We start from the raw sequence: 17,420 nt of genomic DNA, 5'->3' as shown, positions 1-17,420 counted from the left end.
TTCCGACAAGGAGAAAACATTGCTCGACGTAACAACTTTTGACGAGCTGCGCATCGGCCTCGCGACGGCCGATGACATCCGTCGCTGGTCGCACGGTGAAGTGAAGAAGCCCGAGACCATCAACTACCGCACCCTCAAGCCCGAGAAGGACGGTCTGTTCGGCGAGCAGATCTTCGGACCCTCGCGCGACTGGGAGTGCTCCTGCGGCAAGTACAAGCGGGTCCGCTTCAAGGGCATCGTCTGCGAGCGCTGCGGCGTCGAGGTCACCAAGTCCTCGGTCCGCCGCGAGCGGATGGGCCACATCGAGCTCGCCGCCCCCGTCACCCACATCTGGTACTTCAAGGGCGTCCCCTCGCGCCTGGGCTACCTGCTGGACATGGCGCCGAAGGACCTCGAGAAGGTCATCTACTTCGCGGCGTACATGATCATCGACGTGGACGACGACGGCCGTCACGCCGACATGCCCGGCCTCGAGAACGAGCTCCGGCTCGAGATCAAGACCCTCTCGGACCAGCGCGACTCCCGCATCGCGGACCGCCTGGCGCGCCTCGAGACCGACCTCGCCGCCCTGGAGGCGGAGGGCGCGAAGAGCGACCAGAAGCGCCGCACCAAGGACGGCGCCGAGAAGGAGATGGGCCAGATCCGCAAGTCCTTCGACGAGGACATCGCGCGACTGGAGAGCGTGTGGGAGCAGTTCCGCACCCTGAAGGTCGGCGACCTCAAGCCCGAGGACGCCGTCTTCAACGAGCTCGTCGACCGCTACGGCGTCTACTTCGAGGCCTACATGGGCGCCGAGGCGATCAAGAAGCGCCTCGAGCAGTTCGACCTCCAGGCCGAGGCCGAGACGCTGCACCTGCAGATCGCCGAGGGCAAGGGTCAGAAGAAGATCCGCGCCATCAAGCGCCTGCGCGTGGTCAACTCGTTCCTCGCCACCGGCAACTCGCCGGCCGCGATGGTCCTCGACGTGGTCCCGGTCATCCCGCCGGAGCTGCGCCCGATGGTCCAGCTCGACGGTGGCCGCTTCGCCACCTCCGACCTGAACGACCTGTACCGCCGCGTCATCAACCGCAACAACCGCCTCCGCCGCCTGCTCGACCTCGGTGCCCCCGAGATCATCGTGAACAACGAGAAGCGCATGCTCCAGGAGGCGGTCGACGCCCTCTTCGACAACGGCCGCCGCGGCCGTCCCGTCACCGGAACCGGCAACCGCGCCCTCAAGTCCCTGAGCGACATGCTCAAGGGAAAGCAGGGTCGCTTCCGCCAGAACCTGCTGGGCAAGCGCGTCGACTACTCGGGCCGCTCGGTCATCATCGTCGGACCGCAGCTCAAGCTGCACCAGTGCGGTCTGCCCAAGCAGATGGCGCTCGAGCTGTTCAAGCCGTTCGTCATCAAGCGCCTGATCGACCTGTCGCACGCGCAGAACATCAAGGCCGCCAAGCGCATGGTGGAGCGCTCGCGCCCCCAGGTCTGGGACGTGCTCGAGGAGATCATCCGCGAGCGCCCCGTCCTGCTCAACCGCGCGCCCACCCTGCACCGACTCGGCATCCAGGCCTTCGAGCCCCAGCTGGTCGAGGGCAAGGCGATCCAGCTGCACCCGCTCGTCTGCGCCGCCTTCAACGCGGACTTCGACGGCGACCAGATGGCCGTCCACCTGCCCCTGTCGGTCGAGGCCCAGGCCGAGGCGCGCATCCTGATGCTCGCCTCGAACAACATCCTCAAGCCCTCGGACGGCCGTCCGGTCACCCTGCCCACGCAGGACATGATCATCGGCCTGCACCACCTGACGACCATCCGCGAGGGTGGCGCCGGTGAGGGCCGCGCGTTCTCCTCCGTCTCGGAGGCGATCCTCGCGAAGGACCAGGGCTCGCTGCACCTGAACTCGAAGGTCCGCATCCGCATGTCGGACGTGTACTTCGCTCAGGGTCAGGCTCCCGAGGGCGTCGAGATCGACGACAAGGGCAAGGTCACCGCGCCCGTCCTCCTCGACACGACGCTCGGCCGCGCCCTATTCAACGAGGCGCTGCCGGTCGACTACCCCTACTTCGAGCAGGTCGCCGACAAGACGACCATCTCCGGGATCGTCAACGACCTCGCGGAGCGCTACCCGAAGGTGGAGGTCGCCGCCTCGCTCGACCGCATCAAGGACGCCGGCTTCTACTGGGCCACCCGGTCCGGTGTGACCGTCGCCCTCTCGGACATCCTCACCCCGCCCTCGAAGCCCGTCATCATCGCGGGCTACGAGAAGAAGGCGGCGAAGGTCGAGTCCGAGTACGACAAGGGTCTGACCACTCAGGCGGAGCGTCGCCAGGAGCTCGTGAAGATCTGGACCGAGGCGACCGACGAGGTCGCCAAGGCGATGCGCGCGAACTTCCCGATCGACAACACGATCAACCGCATGGTCACCTCCGGTGCCCGTGGTAACTGGCTGCAGGTGCGCAACATCGCCGGCATGCGCGGACTGGTGAACAACCCGAAGGGCGAGATCATCGCCCGACCGATCATCTCCTCGTACCGCGAGGGACTGTCGGTCGCCGAGTACTTCATCGCCACGCACGGTGCCCGCAAGGGTCTGGCCGACACCGCGCTCCGCACCGCGGACTCGGGCTACCTGACGCGTCGACTCGTCGACGTCTCGCAGGACGTCATCATCCGCGAGGACGACTGCGGCACGACCAAGGGCCTCGACCTGCCGATCATGCTCCAGGACGCCACCGGCGCCTGGATCCAGGACTCGAACGTCGAGAACTCCGTCTACGCCCGCTCGCTCGCCACCGCGGCGACGAACGAGGCCGGCGAGGTCGTCGCCGAGGCCGGCGAGGACGTCGGCGACGTCCTCATCGAGAAGCTCGTCGGCGCCGAGGTGCGTCACATCAAGGTCCGCTCGGTCCTGACCTGCGAGTCCGCCGTCGGCGTCTGCGCGGCCTGCTACGGCCGCTCGCTCGCCACCGGCAAGCTCGTCGACATCGGAGAGGCCGTCGGCATCATCGCGGCCCAGTCGATCGGCGAGCCCGGCACGCAGCTCACGATGCGCACCTTCCACACCGGTGGATCGGCCTCGGCCGACGACATCACGCAGGGTCTGCCCCGCGTGCAGGAGCTCTTCGAGGCCCGCACCCCCAAGGGTGCGTCGCCGATCGCGGAGGCCGCCGGTCGCATCACGATCGAGGACACCGACCGGGCCCGCCGGGTCATCCTCCAGCCGGACAACGGCGACGAGGCGGTCATCTACCCGGTGCTCAAGCGCTCGCAGCTCCTCGTCGAGGACGGCCAGTCGGTCGTGCTCGGTCAGCAGCTGCACGTGGGAACGGTCGACCCCAAGGAGGTCCTGCGCGTGCTGGGCGTCCGCGAGGTCCAGAAGCACCTCGTCGGCGGCGTCCAGGGCGTCTACCGCTCGCAGGGTGTGCCGATCCACGACAAGCACATCGAGGTCATCGTCCGGCAGATGCTCCGCAAGGTCACCGTCGTCGACCACGGCGACACCGACCTGCTGCCGGGTGAGCTCGTCGACCGCTCGCGCTACAGCGAGGTCAACCGTGCGGCTCTGACCGAGGGCAAGCGGACCGCGTCCGCTCGCCAGGAGGTCATGGGCATCACCAAGGCCTCGCTCGCGACCGAGTCGTGGCTGTCGGCCGCGTCCTTCCAGGAGACCACCCGCGTCCTGACGCAGGCGGCCATGGAGGGCAAGCGCGACCCGCTGATGGGCCTCAAGGAGAACGTGATCATCGGAAAGCTGATCCCGGCCGGAACGGGTCTGCCCCGCTACCGGAACGTGTCGGTCGAGGCGACGGAGGAGGCGAAGGCCGAGCGGTACCCCAACCGCATCTTCGCCGACGACGCCGCGTTCAGCGACGCGGACCTCTCGTTCGTCGACTTCGACTCGTTCTCGAGCGACGGCTACGAGCCCGGCAACTACAGCTGAGCACGGTCTGACTGACGAAGGGCCCCGCCGGGAGACCGGCGGGGCCCTTCGCCGTCCCCGGACCTGTCCCTGGTCGCCGCCTGCTGGTCACCGCATGCTGGTCGAGCAGCCCCGGAGGGGCGTATCGAGACCCGCCGTCCTCTGCACGTCGAGCGCTGCGCCGGCCGCACGACCAGCGAGAGCCGGCCCACCCTCACGGGGGGTCGGGAGATCTGCGACAGAGCGCACAACGGGGGGCGTCCGAGTGGTTGACTTCTGTGACGTTCGTCCAGTCGACCTCCTGAACCCGCTCAGCAGGGGTCGCGGCGGTGAGGAAACGTGCGGATGAGAGTCCTGATCGTCGTGCTGGCCGCCCTTCTCGTGGCGGTCGGCGCCGTCGTCGTTCCCGCGGCGCGAGCGGAGGCGGCGGTCGCTCCCGCCTCCTGCGGCATCGCGGAGCGCGCCCCGGTGCTCGCCGGCGACGATGTCGGCGCGTCGACGGCCGCGTCGCTCGTGCCGATCCTGGTGCTGCACGGCTGGCTCGGGACGGCCACCCACGACGACTCGCGCACCGGCGCGTTCTCGCACTCGGTCGACCTCATCGCGACGAACGGCGTGGACCAGCCCGTCACCACCTCGGAGCGCTCGCTGATCGGCGCGTTCCAGAACACCGAGGGCGCCGTCGTCTACACCTTCGACTACCGCGACCTCGCGGCGCGCTGGGTGACCGACCCGGGGATCGCCGACGCGCTGGCCGCCTCGATCGCCTGCCTCACCACCGCGACCGGGAATCGGGCGGTCGTCGTCGCGCACTCGATGGGCGGACTCGCCGCGCGGCAGGCGCTCAGCCAGAGCGTCGACGGCGTCCCGGTGGAGTCGATGGTGACGGAGGTCGTCACGTTCGGCACGCCCAACACGGGGTCCGACCTCGCGGCCCGGCTCGGCCAGATCATCGACTCGACCGGCACCGTCAGCCCCGCCGTGGTCGCCGGGCTCGAGCCGCAGTCCCGGCTGGGCCTGTCGGCGCTGATGGCCTCGTGCGGCGAGGCCGCCTCCGAGAACGCCGCGCACGCCGGGGAGTGCACGGGCATGCCGATGATCGACGCGCTCTCCTCGCAGGCGGGCATCGCCATGCGCACCGGCTCGACCGAGCTCGCCGCGCTGCCGCCGTGGCCGGCGAGCGTCCGCGTCGTCTCGCTGGCGGGCGACATCCGGGTCACCATCGCGTCGGTGCTGGCCTCGCGGACGGGCTCGGTCTCGCTCGGCGACATCATCGTCGCGCCGCCGTCCGCGGAGGCCGGCGTCGACGAGTACGTCGTCTCCACCTGCTACTACACGCTGCTGTCGATGCCCGACGTGCCGTCCGTGCTGGCCGAGCTCAGCCCGTTCGCGCGCCTGGGCGACGCGCTGCGCTTCTCCGCCATGGTCGTCGCGATCGACGCCAGCCCCTGCCACCACGCCAAGCTGATGCGCAACGTCGAGCTGGCGGGGCACGCCGAGGCGGAGGTCGCCCGCGCCGTCGCGGACGAGCTGGGCGTTCCGCGGAGCGACGTCTCCCGCTCGGGGAAGCGCCTGCTGCCGCCCTCGGACGACCCCCGCCGGCCGTTCCGGATCTGATCGCGCGGTCGCTCGCTCTCCGGCCGAGAACGGCCTCCCGCGAGACATGATGTCGCGACTTTTGACGCGGGGCCGACCGAACGCCTACGGTCGAATCGGCCGATGGGGCGGCCGCCTGGGGGACAGGCAGCGCGGCTCGCGCGACTCCCGAGTCGAGCGCGAGCCGCGCCCGTCCCCGCCTTCAGTGTGCGACGAGTGTCGGAGATCGTCTACGCTCGGGGAACCGGGGGTCTTCGAGGCGCTCCCGCTCACCCGCCGCCGGAGGCACGATGGGCAACGACACCCCTCCCGACGTCCCCCCTCGGCCCGGTCGCCTCAGCCGCGACCAGGTCAGGACCCGCCTGCTCGACGCCGCGCTCGCGGTCGTGCGCGTGGAGGGCCTGCGCGTCGGTGTCTCGCACCTGCCGCTGGAGGACGTCATCCGCTCCGCCGGAGTGCCGCGCAGCACGGTCTACCGCATCTGGCCGACCCGCCAGGCGTTCTACGACGAGCTGATCGCGTCGATCCCGGAGCGGATCCTCACCGCCCGGCTCGACCCCACCTCGCTCAACGCCGGCGACGCCTATCTGCACCGTCGCCTCGCCGAGCCGCCGACCCCGGATCAGATGCGCGAGATCCTCGTGGCCTCGGTCTCCGTCGCGATCGAGGCGAACTACGAGAACGTCTTCGCCTCGCAGCACTGGCGCAACTTCATCGCCCTCGTCGGCGCCGTCGACTCGCACGCCGAGCCCGCGCGCACGGCGATCACCGAGGCGCTGCACTCCCGGCAGGTGCACTTCATCGAGAACATGGCGAAGTACTACCAGCACACCCTCGCCGAGGCCGGACTGCGCCTGCGGTCGGGGCGGGACGAGGAGTTCGCGGTGCTCGCCTCCGCGATCTCGTCGTTCATCGAGGGCCTGTGCGTCGCCCGCATCGCCGCTCCCGAGCTCGTCACCGGACCGATCGATCCCGATCGCCCCGGCTCGCCGTCCCTGGTGGTGGCGGGAGCACTGATGCTGATCGACGGCTTCTGCGAGCCCGTCCCGAGCGCCGATGCCGCGTCGGCGGAGGGCGCGGCGGCGCAGGGGTCGGCGGCGGAGGGGTCGGCGTCGGCCTAGGACTGCGCCGGGTCGTCCTCCGCGACCGGCTCGAGCATGCCGTCGACGATCGAGCGGATCGTCCAGGCGGTCAGCGACCACTCGACGGGCTCGCCGTCCAGACCGGGGGCGGTGATCACCGCGTCGAGCTCGTCGTCGAGCAGCCGCCCGCGGTGCACGAGACCGTCGGTGACGATCGCGGTGAGGTGCGCGAGCTGCAGGGTGGTGAATCCGGGCTTCAGCGACGCGCTGAAGAGGTCGAGGACGTCCTGGTAGTAGTCGCGCATCCGCTGGGTCAGCATGGTCTCGAGTCGGCGCGCGGTCGCGCGGACCGCCTCCCGAGCCGGGCCCTCCTCCATCGAGAACGTGCAGGCCAGCAGGGCGTTGTAGGAGGACCAGTCGACCGAGGAGCGCAGGTTCTCCACGCTCGAGTTCGCGCCGATGCGGATCATCTCCCAGGCCACCCGCCGGCGGCCCGTCGCCGTGCTGAGGTGCTCGGCGGAGCGGTGGTACACCTCCGTCATCACCTGCTGCGCATCCGGGTCGGTGCCCTCGGCGAAGCGGTCGGCGACGAAGATCTCGCCGATGAGGTCGGCGACGAACTCCTCGCGGGTGCTCCAGATGCGGTAGACGGAGCTGCGCGGCACCGCGGCCAGCCGGATGTACTCCTCCATCGGCAGGTGGGCGAAGCCGACGGTCAGTCCGTTGACCGAGATGACCTCGCGCGCGGCCGCGAGCATCCGGGCCCGCACCTGGTCGGCGGGGATCCGGAGCGAGCGGGTCGTGGTCTCTGCGGAGTCGTTCATCGTCAGGGAGACTAGCCCGCCCTGACCCGAACGGACATCCTCGCACCGGGGATCACGCGGCAGACCCTGACGAGACGGAATGTCCCGTCCGATGGCTGCCACCTGCCACCTTCGCTACGGTTCGAGCGGAGACGGACCCGACCGTCTCCGCAAGGGGTTTCCATGGCGGAATTCGAAGACTCAGCAGTGACGGTCCTAGGCGGTCTGGCGATCGAGCGCGCGGCTCTGCTCGCGCTCCTGGCCGACCGGCTCCCGGATCTCCGGGTGGTGGCGGAGGACGTCGAGGCGGCCGAGACGATCGGCATCCTCGATCTCGACCGCATCCCGCCCGATGCGCTCTCCAGCACGCTCGCGGGGCACAGCGCCCGCCACCAGGGGCTGATCGTCCTCTCGGCGTCCGACTCGCTCGAGATCGTGCGGGCCGTGCTCCGGATCGAGCGGGCCGCATTCGTCTGGAAGGGCGACGAGCCGGGCGATCTCGTCGCCGCGATCGTCTCGGTCGTGTCCGGCCGCTCGTGGATCTCGGAGGCGGTGCGGCACCGCTTCCTCGCGGCCGGGCTGGATCGCCGCCCGGTCCTCAGCCGGCAGGAGAGCCGCGTGATGCGCTCCTACGGCGCCGGCACCGCGGTGAAGACCGTCGCCCTCGAGATGCGGATCGCCGAGCACACCGTGCGGACCTACATCAAGCGGATCAAGGCCAAGTACCTCGACGCGGGCATCGCACTGGAGTCACGGGTCGACTTCTACCGCCACCTCGACGGGCACGAGGTCGCCATCCGCAACGGCCGCGACCGGGTGCGGTCCGGCATGCAGGAGGAGCACCGCAGCGCGTGAGGCGGCGTCGCCGCGCGAGGCGAGCAGGATCGCGTTGCCGCTCCCGCGTCCCTCGGCGAACGACTGCGGTCCGACCGCGGCGAGCACCGGCAGCGCGCCCGCCAGTCCCCGCCGCAGCCGCCGGAGCCGGCGGTGATCGGCGTCGTCCGCGACGTTGATCGCGAGCAGGCCGTCCGCGGCGACCGAGCCCGCGATGCGCGCGAGCACGTCGGCCCGGTAGAAGGGCTCGGGGATCTCGTCGCCGTCGTAGACGTCGAGCACGACGAGATCGGCCGGCGGACCGGGCTGCAGGTGCGCGGCGTCGGCGGTCACGATCCGGAGCCGCGCGCCGGCCGGCAGGGGCGCCTCCGCCAGGACGAAGTCGACGAGCCCCGCGGCCCGCTCGAGGACCGTCTGCTCCGAGCCCGGCCGGGTCGCGGCGACGTAGCGGGCGAGCGAGAGTGCCCCGGCGCCGAGGTGCAGGACGGCGCGCGGGGCGCCGGCCGGACCGAGGGCGTCGACGACGGCGCCGAGCCGCGCCATGTACTCGAGGTCGAGCCGCTCGGGTGCGGCCGGATCGATCAGCGACTGCTCCGAGCCGTCGATCTCGAGCAGGAGCGAGCCCGTCCGGATCGGGTCGGGTCGCAGCGAGGCCGTCCTGCCGTCGGGGAGGCGGACCGAGGGAGGCATCCGGCCACGCTAGCGCGCGTCTCGCGCCCCGGCGCGGCCGCGGCTACGGTTGCAGCCATGGCCGCGCTCATCCTGCTCGACGTCGACGGCGTCCTGAATCCGTCCGTCTCGAGCGATCGGGCGGCGGGCAGCCACCGGCTGATGCTCGAGCCGGAGCGGGAGGAGCTGGTGCGCCGACTCGCCGCCGTCGGGACGATCGTCTGGGCGACGACCTGGCCGCCGAAGCTCACCTCGGTGCTCGCGGACGATCTCGGCCTGCCGGCCGGCACGGAGGCGATCGTCTTCGGCGGCGGTCTTCCGCGCGACCCGCGCTTCCCCGGGCAGACCGGCAAGCTGCAGCCCGTCGCCCTGTGGCTGGAGGAGGCGCGCGGGCGGCTGCCCATCGACGCGGTCGTCTGGATCGACGACAACCTCCGCGGCGACGCCCACGACTGGGCGCGCGAGCAGGAGACGCCCTTCCACCTGATCGTGCCCGACGCCGCGACCGGTCTGACGGCCGACGAGGTCGCCGGCGCCGAGGAGTTCCTCGCCGCGGTGGGCGCCGGATCCGCGTCACACGGGGACATCCGGGAATAGCCGTCCCCCTCCGCCTGGTTGGGTGGGAGGGGCGTTCCCGCGCAGTCGCGTGCGGTCCGCCCGATCCCCGACCCCCGCGATCCGCGCACCCCCACGACCGGGTCGTTCGACCGTGATGCACCGAAGGAAAGACACCGTGACGCTCCTCCCCGCCCGCACCTCGCTGCGCGTCCTGCTCGGCACGACCGCGGCCGCCGCCGCCCTCGTCCTCGCCGGCTGCGCCCCCGCCTCCACCGACGACGTGGTCTCCGGCGCCGGCGGCGACAGCACCGCCTCGACCGCGTCCGGGCTCACGCTCGCCGAGGTCGAGGAGTCCGGGAAGCTGACCATCGGCACCGAGGGCACCTACTCGCCGTTCTCGTTCCACGCCGACGGCGGCACCGGAGCCCTCACCGGCTACGACGTCGAGGTCATCACCGCGGTCGCCGAGAAGCTCGGCGTCGAGCCGGAGTTCGAGGAGACCCAGTGGGACGCGATGTTCGCCGGTCTCGACGGCGGCCGCTTCGACGTGATCGCCAACCAGGTCTCGATCAACGACGAGCGCAGCGCGAAGTACGACTTCTCCGAGCCGTACTCCGTCAGCCCGGGCGTCGTCGTCGTCCCGACCGCGGACACCGACATCACCTCGCTCGACTCGCTCTCCGGCAAGACCACCGCGCAGTCGCTCTCGAGCAACTGGTACACGCTCGCGCAGGACAGCGGCGCGACCGTCGAGGGCGTCGAGGGCTGGGCGCAGGCCGTCGCCCTCGTCGAGCAGGGCCGCGTCGACGCGACCATCAACGACCGCCTCACCTGGCTCGACTGGTCGACCACCTACCCCGACCAGGCCGCGGGCCTCAAGGTCGCCGTGACGACGGACGACAGCTCCTCGAGCGCCTTCACCTTCCCGAAGGGCTCGGACGACCTCGTCGCCGCGGTCGACGGCGCCCTCGACGAGCTGCGCGCCGACGGCACCCTCGCCTCCATCTCCGAGCGCTACTTCGGCGCCGACGTCTCCGAGTAGTCCCGCCGCGGGCCCGACTGCCAGCCGCCTGCCGATCGAGCAGCCCGCGCAGCGGGCGTATCGAGACCCACCGTCACCGGCACGTGAGTCTGCAGACCGCGCCGCTGGCGATCGTGGGTCTCGGCACGCCCCTCCGGGGCTACTCCATCTTGCTGATCGAGTAGCCCGCGCAGCGGGCGTATCGAGATCCACCGTCACCGGGACGTGAGTCTGCAGACCGCACCCCTGGCGATCGCGGGTCTCGATACGCCCCTCCGGGGCTGCTCGACCAGCAAGGGGCGGCCCGCTCCCGGACTCGCGCTCGCCGCAAGGCCGAGCGTTCCCGGGAAATGCGTGCCAGCATTTCTCGGAAGCGGACTGGACTCGCTCCAACCACGCATCCACCTCGAAATGCCGACCGCGGTCTTCTCCCGCCACCGGCGGGAGAAGACACGATGGAACTGTTCCTGAGGTCGTTCTGGCCGATCCTGTCCGGCGGGATCGTCGGCACGATCCCGCTGGCGCTGTCGAGCTTCGTGCTCGGTCTCGCGCTCGCCCTCGGCGTCGCGCTGATGCGCCTGTCCCGGGTGAAGATCCTCGCCTGGATCGCTCGCGCCTACATCTCGGTCATCCGCGGGACCCCGCTGCTGGTGCAGCTCTTCGTGATCTTCTACGGACTGCCGAGTCTGGGCGTGAAGATCGATCCCTGGCCGAGCGCCATCATCGCGTTCGCGCTGAACGTCGGCGGCTACGCGGCCGAGGTCATCCGCGCCGCGATCCTCAGCGTGCCGAAGGGGCAGTGGGAGGCGGCGCACACCATCGGCATGGGCCGCGGTCTCGCCCTGCGCCGGATCATCCTGCCTCAGGCCGCCCGCGTCTCCGTGCCGCCGCTCTCCAACACGTTCATCTCGCTGGTCAAGGACACGTCGCTCGCCTCGCTGATCCTGGTGACCGAGCTCTTCCGCCAGGCGCAGAAGATCGCCACCGCCTCGAGCGAGTTCATGCTGCTCTACCTCGAGGCCGCCCTCATCTACTGGCTCATCTGCCTGGTGCTCTCGAGCGGCCAGAGCCTCCTCGAGAAGCGATTGGACCGCTATGTCGCCCGCTGACGCCCCCGCCGAGTCCGCCGGTCGCCGCGAGGACGCCCGGCCCGTCCTGCGCGCCACGGGGCTGCGCAAGTCGTTCGCCGGAGTCGAGGTCCTCCGCGGCATCGACCTCGAGATCCGCCGCGGCGAGGTCATCGCGCTGATCGGCCCCTCCGGCTCGGGCAAGACCACCGTGCTGCGCTCGCTGAACAGCCTCGAGGTGCCCGACGGCGGCGTCCTCGAGCTCGCGGACGGCGCGGTGCTCGACTTCGGCGGCACCGTCGGCAAGCGCGCGCTCACCGCGCTGCGCGACCGGTCGGCGATGGTCTTCCAGCACTTCAACCTCTTCCCGCACCTCACCGTGCTCGAGAACGTGACGGAGGGCCCGCTGCGCGTCCAGCGTCGCCCGGCGTCCGAGGTGGTCCCGGAGGCGGAGGCGCTGCTCGAGCGCGTCGGTCTCGGCGGCCGCGGCGGCGCCTATCCGTTCGAGCTGTCCGGCGGGCAGCAGCAGCGCGTCGGCATCGTCCGTGCGCTCGCGCTCCGGCCCGACCTCCTGCTCTTCGACGAGCCGACCTCCGCGCTCGATCCGGAGCTGGTCGGCGACGTCCTCTCGCTGATGCGCGAGCTGGCGGGCGAGGGCTGGACGATGCTCGTCGTCACCCACGAGCTGGAGTTCGCGCGCCAGGTCGCCTCCGAGGTCGTCTTCATGGCCGACGGCGTCGTGGTCGAGCGCGGTGCGCCGGCGCAGATACTCCGCGAGCCGCAGGAGCCGCGCACCCGGCAGTTCCTGCACCGTCTGCTGCACCCGCTCGAGTAGCCGCGGCCGCCGAGCGCGGAAGGTCCGTGCCCTTCTCGGGGGACGGGCGCGGCGGTCGCTCACCCGGCGCGGACCCGTGCCTAAGCTTGCCGGGTGACGGGGAACAGCGAAGCCGAGACCACGCGGATGCCGACCGCGGCCGAGACCGACGGCTCCGAGCCGACGCGCGAGTACGTCTGGCCCGAGCCCGAGCCGGGCGGCCGCCGCCCCGCGACCGCGGCGACGACCGTGCAGCCCGCGGCGGCGCAGGCCGCGTCCTCCACCGGCGCCGCGTCGTCGGCGTCGCCGCTCGGATCCGTCGAGCCCGAGGCCGAGCCGGTCCGCCGGAAGGGCAACCGTCTCGCCGGGCTCGCGATCGCCCTGCTCACCACCGCCGTCTTCGCCGCGCTCTACCTCGTCGCGCTCACCGCCGTCCGGATGCTGATCGACGCGGTCGCCGGCGACCCCGTCCAGGTCGCGCTCGACCAGGGGCCCACCGCCGTCTTCCTCTACCCCGTCGTCGCGTTCTTCGTCGGCCTCGCCCTCATCGTGCTCGCGGTCAACCGCGCCGGCTGGTGGGCCTACGTGCTCGGCGGCTTCTTCGTCGCCCTCCTCACCGGAGCGGCGGCCCTCGTCGGCGCCTGGTCGGCGATCGGCGGTCTCGCCGTGCCGCAGGACCGCGCCGTCCTCGTCGACTTCCTGCGCGACCCGGCCGTCCTCGTCGCCGTGCTCGCGGCAGGAGTGCTGGCCCGCGAGGTCAGCGTCTGGGGCGGCGGGCTCATCGCCGGCCGCGCCCGGGGCGTCAAGCGCCGCAACGCGGAGCGCCTCGACGCCGAGCGCCGCGACTCCGGGCGCGACGCGGCCGCGCAGTCGTGACCGCCGCGGGGCCGGGGGAGCAGGGTCGCGGCGCGGGGCTCGGCTACGGCCTCGCCCTCGCCGCCTTCGCCTCGTTCCTCTACCTCGCCCTCGTCGTCTGCGCGTTCGGCGTGCTGAGCCTGCTGCTCGACCAGGACGTCGTCCCCGAGCGCGACGCCGGGCCGATCCTCGGGCCGGTCGCGGTGGGCGTCTGCGTCGTCGCGGTCCTGGTCTCGATGACGACGCTGGCTGCGCGGCCGGGAGTGACCCGCCTGCTCGGCCCGTCGCTGCTCACCGGGGTGGTCGTCTACGTGCTCTTCCTGGTGGTCGGCGGCGCGATCTACGGGCTGGGCGTGGGGGAGCCGGGGGCGATCCTCCGTTACGTCGTCGACCACGCCGCGACCCCCTTCGCGATCGCGACCGGCGTCCTCGCCGCCGCCGTGCAGATCCTGTTCCTCGCGATGCTCGCCCGCCGCGACGCCGGCGGCGGCACGCCGCACTGGGGCTGGGAGGGCGACGAGCGCGAATGAGGCCCCGGGGCCCGTGCTCTCTCCGAGGGCGAACGCCCTGTGCTCTCTCTGAGGGCGAACGCCCTCCGGTTGACCGCCCCCGTCACTCCCCGTAATATTCTTCGGGTGTGCGCTTTGTCGTGCGCTTGTGTCGTGCCTCCGGGTCGGCGCGGGTGCCGCAGTCCGCTCCACCGGGTCCGCGAGGATCCGCGGGTTCGTCCGATCGGGCGGCCCCCACGGCATACCCCTCCCCCTCCCCGGTTCCGCTCGTCGGTGCCGAGAGGGAGTCGGGTCCAGATGAACTCGGCCGTCCCGGAGACGGGCAGGCCGAATGTCGACCATCGATCCGCTGTCACCGTGCAGCATTCAAGGAGCAAATCAGTGCCAACGATTCAGCAGTTGGTCCGAAAGGGACGCTCGCCCAAGGTCACCAAGACCAAGGCGCCCGCCCTGAAGGCCAACCCCCAGCAGCGCGGCGTCTGCACGCGCGTCTACACGACCACGCCCAAGAAGCCGAACTCGGCCCTCCGCAAGGTGGCCCGCGTGAAGCTCTCCAACGGCACCGAGGTCACGGCCTACATCCCCGGTGAGGGCCACAACCTCCAGGAGCACTCGATGGTGCTCGTCCGCGGCGGTCGTGTGAAGGACCTCCCCGGTGTCCGCTACAAGATCGTTCGCGGCGCCCTGGACACCCAGGCCGTCAAGAACCGCAAGCAGGCTCGCAGCCGGTACGGCGCGAAGATGGAGAAGAAGTAATGCCTCGTAAGGGACCCGCTCCTAAGCGCCCCGTCGTCGCAGACCCCGTCTACGGCGCACCGGTCGTCAGCCAGCTCGTGAACAAGATCCTCCTGGACGGCAAGAAGGGCCTCGCCGAGCGCATCGTCTACGGCGCTCTCGAGGGGGTCTCGACCAAGAACGGTCAGGACGCCGTCGTCACGCTCAAGAAGGCGCTCGACAACGTCCGTCCGACCCTCGAGGTCCGCAGCCGCCGCGTCGGCGGCTCGACCTACCAGGTCCCGGTCGAGGTCAAGCCCCACCGCGCCAACACCCTCGCGCTCCGCTGGCTCACCAGCTACGCGAAGGCCCGTCGCGAGAAGACGATGACCGAGCGTCTCATGAACGAGATCCTCGACGCGTCGAACGGTCTGGGCGCCGCTGTCAAGCGTCGCGAGGACACCCACAAGATGGCCGAGTCGAACAAGGCCTTCGCGCACTACCGCTGGTAGCGCACCCCGCGCCCGCCCTCGGCGAGCGCGACCCCCGGTCCCGCGGCGCGCGCCCTCGAGCGTGCGCTGCGGGCCCGGACCCGGCGGCGGATCCTCGGATCCGGCGTGGACGGGCGACCGCCACCACCAGAACCCCAGCCGATCGGCCATGAACCCGTTGCGCTGGCTCCATCACCTATCGGAGGAACTCCGTGGCACAAGATGTGCTCACCGACCTGAACAAGGTCCGCAACATCGGCATCATGGCCCACATCGATGCCGGCAAGACCACCACCACCGAGCGCATCCTGTTCTACACGGGTATCACGCACAAGATCGGTGAGGTCCACGACGGCGCCGCCACGATGGACTGGATGGCGCAGGAGCAGGAGCGCGGCATCACGATCACGTCGGCCGCGACCACGTGCTTCTGGAACAAGAACCAGATCAACATCATCGACACCCCCGGGCACGTCGACTTCACGGTCGAGGTCGAGCGCTCGCTGCGCGTCCTCGACGGCGCCGTCGCCGTCTTCGACGGCAAGGAGGGCGTCGAGCCCCAGTCCGAGACCGTCTGGCGTCAGGCCGACAAGTACGACGTCCCGCGCATCTGCTTCGTCAACAAGATGGACAAGCTCGGCGCCGACTTCTACTTCACGGTCGACACGATCATCAACCGCCTCGGCGCCAAGCCGCTGGTCATCCAGCTGCCCATCGGCGCGGAGTCCAGCTTCGAGGGCGTCGTCGACCTCGTCGAGATGCGCGCGCTCACCTGGCGCGGCGACTCGAAGGGTGACGTCGCGCTGGGCGCGAAGTACGAGATCGAGGAGATCCCCGCGGACCTGGCCGACAAGGCCGCCGAGTACCGCGAGAAGCTGCTCGAGACCGTCGCGGAGACCTCCGACGAGCTGCTCGAGAAGTACTTCGGCGGTGAGGAGCTCACGGTCGCCGAGATCAAGGGCGCCATCCGCAAGCTGACCGTCAACTCGGACATCTACCCCGTGCTCTGCGGCTCCGCGTTCAAGAACCGCGGCGTCCAGCCGATGCTCGACGCGGTCGTCGACTACCTCCCCTCCCCGCTCGACGTCCCCGCCATCGAGGCGCACGACGTCCGCGACGAGGAGAAGGTCATCATGCGCCACGCGGACTCGACCGAGCCCTTCTCGGCGCTCGCGTTCAAGGTCGCGGTGCACCCGTTCTTCGGTCGCCTGACCTACGTCCGCGTCTACTCGGGCAAGCTCGACTCCGGCGCCCAGGTCGTCAACTCGACCAAGGGCAAGAAGGAGCGCATCGGCAAGATCTTCCAGATGCACTCCAACAAGGAGAACCCGGTCGACTCGGTCACCGCCGGCCACATCTACGCCGTCATCGGCCTCAAGGACACCACCACCGGTGACACCCTGAGCGACCCGTCCGCGCAGGTCGTGCTCGAGTCGATGACCTTCCCGGAGCCCGTCATCGAGGTCGCCATCGAGCCGAAGACGAAGGCCGACCAGGAGAAGCTCGGCACCGCGATCCAGAAGCTCGCGGAGGAGGACCCCACCTTCCGCACCGAGCAGAACCAGGAGACCGGTCAGACGGTCATCAAGGGAATGGGCGAGCTGCACCTCGACATCCTGGTGGACCGCATGAAGCGCGAGTTCAACGTCGAGGCCAACGTCGGCAAGCCGCAGGTGGCCTACCGCGAGACGATCCGCCGCACGGTCGAGAAGTACGACTACACCCACAAGAAGCAGACCGGTGGCTCGGGTCAGTTCGCGAAGGTCCAGATCTCCATCGAGCCGATGGAGGTCGAGGCGGACAAGACCTACGAGTTCGTCAACGGCGTCACCGGTGGTCGCGTCCCCCGCGAGTACATCCCCTCGGTCGACGCGGGCATCCGCGACGCCATGCTGGTCGGCGTCCTCGCCGGCTACCCGATGGTGGGCATCAAAGCGACCCTGACCGACGGCGCGGCGCACGACGTCGACTCCTCGGAGATGGCGTTCAAGATCGCCGGCTCCATCGCGTTCAAGGAGGCCTCGCGCAAGGCGCAGCCGGTCCTCCTCGAGCCGCTGATGGCCGTCGAGGTCCGCACGCCCGAGGAGTACATGGGCGACGTCATCGGCGACCTCAACTCGCGTCGCGGGATGATCCAGTCGATGGAGGACGCCGCGGGCGTCAAGGTCATCAAGGCCAACGTCCCGCTGTCCGAGATGTTCGGCTACATCGGCGACCTGCGCTCGAAGACCTCGGGCCGCGCGGTCTACTCGATGACGTTCGAGACCTACGCCGAGGTCCCCAAGGCCGTGGCCGAGGAGATCGTCCAGAAGAACAAGGGCGAGTAGCACCGTCCCCACCCCGCCGCGGTTCTGCGGAACCGCGGCGGGCCTGGTAGTGTCGTGCGGGTTTGCTGCCGCGTTCTGCGCGCCTCGGATCCTCATCGGATGGCCCGCGCGACCACTGCCGGTAACATATGTACACAAAACCCCCGCAAGTCCTCCTGTCCTCGTGCCGCCCCAAGCGGCGT

Annotated in this window: 15 protein-coding genes; 13 read left to right on the top strand and 2 right to left on the bottom strand. The window is 70.6% G+C overall.

The genetic code is table 11. From position 1 onward, the window contains the following. Window positions 1–19: 19 nt before the first annotated feature. From GSU72_RS15410 to GSU72_RS15400, 3 genes are all read left to right on the top strand, one after another. Entirely contained in the window at window positions 20–3,919 is a 3,900-nt protein-coding gene (locus GSU72_RS15410; RefSeq protein WP_159985828.1) for a DNA-directed RNA polymerase subunit beta', read from the top strand. 324 nt (window positions 3,920–4,243) lie between these two features. Then, window positions 4,244–5,515, top strand: a complete 1,272-nt coding sequence (locus GSU72_RS15405; RefSeq protein ID WP_159985827.1) for a hypothetical protein — start codon at window positions 4,244–4,246, stop codon at window positions 5,513–5,515. Window positions 5,516–5,784: 269 nt separating this feature from the next. After that, window positions 5,785–6,615 (top strand): TetR/AcrR family transcriptional regulator, encoded by an 831-nt coding sequence (locus GSU72_RS15400; protein WP_159985826.1) that lies wholly within the window; start codon window positions 5,785–5,787, stop codon window positions 6,613–6,615. Here the strand turns inward: GSU72_RS15400 and GSU72_RS15395 are convergent. After that, the gene (locus GSU72_RS15395; protein ID WP_159985825.1) at window positions 6,612–7,400 is read right to left on the bottom strand and encodes a hypothetical protein; all 789 of its coding nucleotides are present in this window, start codon (window positions 7,398–7,400) and stop codon (window positions 6,612–6,614) included. The two genes, GSU72_RS15400 and GSU72_RS15395, sit on opposite strands and share 4 nt — an antisense overlap. 162 nt (window positions 7,401–7,562) lie before the next feature. On the opposite strand from GSU72_RS15395, the gene GSU72_RS15390 reads away from it, so the two are divergent. Beyond that, window positions 7,563–8,234 carry a LuxR C-terminal-related transcriptional regulator gene (locus GSU72_RS15390; protein ID WP_159985824.1) on the top strand — a complete coding sequence of 224 codons (672 nt, stop codon included), beginning with the start codon at window positions 7,563–7,565 and terminating at the stop codon, window positions 8,232–8,234. On the opposite strand, the gene GSU72_RS15385 is transcribed toward GSU72_RS15390, so the two are convergent. After that, entirely contained in the window at window positions 8,130–8,903 is a 774-nt protein-coding gene (locus GSU72_RS15385; protein WP_159985823.1) for an SAM-dependent methyltransferase, read from the bottom strand. The genes GSU72_RS15390 and GSU72_RS15385 overlap by 105 nt on opposite strands. Window positions 8,904–8,960: 57 nt before the next feature. On the opposite strand from GSU72_RS15385, the gene GSU72_RS15380 reads away from it, so the two are divergent. From GSU72_RS15380 to fusA, 9 genes are all read left to right on the top strand, one after another. Next, a complete protein-coding gene (locus GSU72_RS15380) occupies window positions 8,961–9,479 on the top strand; it encodes an HAD domain-containing protein (protein ID WP_159985822.1) in 519 nt (172 codons plus the stop codon). Window positions 9,480–9,615: 136 nt separating this feature from the next. Next, window positions 9,616–10,482: an amino acid ABC transporter substrate-binding protein gene (locus tag GSU72_RS15375; RefSeq protein ID WP_244255841.1), complete on the top strand. Its 867-nt coding sequence runs from the start codon at window positions 9,616–9,618 to the stop codon at window positions 10,480–10,482. A 434-nt stretch (window positions 10,483–10,916) separates the two neighbouring features. Further along, on the top strand, window positions 10,917–11,570 hold the full coding sequence (locus tag GSU72_RS15370) for an amino acid ABC transporter permease (protein ID WP_159985820.1): 654 nt from the start codon (window positions 10,917–10,919) through the stop codon (window positions 11,568–11,570). After that, entirely contained in the window at window positions 11,557–12,363 is an 807-nt protein-coding gene (locus tag GSU72_RS15365; RefSeq protein WP_159985819.1) for an amino acid ABC transporter ATP-binding protein, read from the top strand. Before GSU72_RS15370 ends, GSU72_RS15365 begins: the two co-directional genes overlap by 14 nt. A 93-nt stretch (window positions 12,364–12,456) precedes the next feature. Next, window positions 12,457–13,218 carry a hypothetical protein gene (locus tag GSU72_RS15360; protein WP_159985818.1) on the top strand — a complete coding sequence of 254 codons (762 nt, stop codon included), beginning with the start codon at window positions 12,457–12,459 and terminating at the stop codon, window positions 13,216–13,218. Beyond that, a complete protein-coding gene (locus GSU72_RS15355) occupies window positions 13,215–13,727 on the top strand; it encodes a DUF6121 family protein (RefSeq protein WP_159985817.1) in 513 nt (170 codons plus the stop codon). The genes GSU72_RS15360 and GSU72_RS15355 overlap by 4 nt, the downstream gene beginning before the upstream one ends. Window positions 13,728–14,087: 360 nt before the next feature. After that, window positions 14,088–14,462, top strand: coding sequence for a 30S ribosomal protein S12 (gene rpsL, locus GSU72_RS15350; protein WP_055787040.1), 375 nt, complete (start codon window positions 14,088–14,090; stop codon window positions 14,460–14,462). Then, window positions 14,462–14,932 carry a 30S ribosomal protein S7 gene (rpsG, locus tag GSU72_RS15345; RefSeq protein ID WP_056037355.1) on the top strand — a complete coding sequence of 157 codons (471 nt, stop codon included), beginning with the start codon at window positions 14,462–14,464 and terminating at the stop codon, window positions 14,930–14,932. Before rpsL ends, rpsG begins: the two co-directional genes overlap by 1 nt. A gap of 191 nt (window positions 14,933–15,123) precedes the next feature. Next, on the top strand, window positions 15,124–17,238 hold the full coding sequence (gene fusA / locus GSU72_RS15340) for an elongation factor G (protein ID WP_159985816.1): 2,115 nt from the start codon (window positions 15,124–15,126) through the stop codon (window positions 17,236–17,238). The last annotated feature ends 182 nt before the right edge of the window (window positions 17,239–17,420 follow it).

This window comes from Rathayibacter sp. VKM Ac-2760 (genome assembly GCF_009834185.1).
Classification (GTDB): Bacteria; Actinomycetota; Actinomycetes; order Actinomycetales; family Microbacteriaceae; genus Rathayibacter.
Note: the sequence above shows the minus strand (reverse complement) of the source record. Positions and strands in the feature narration are given on the sequence as shown.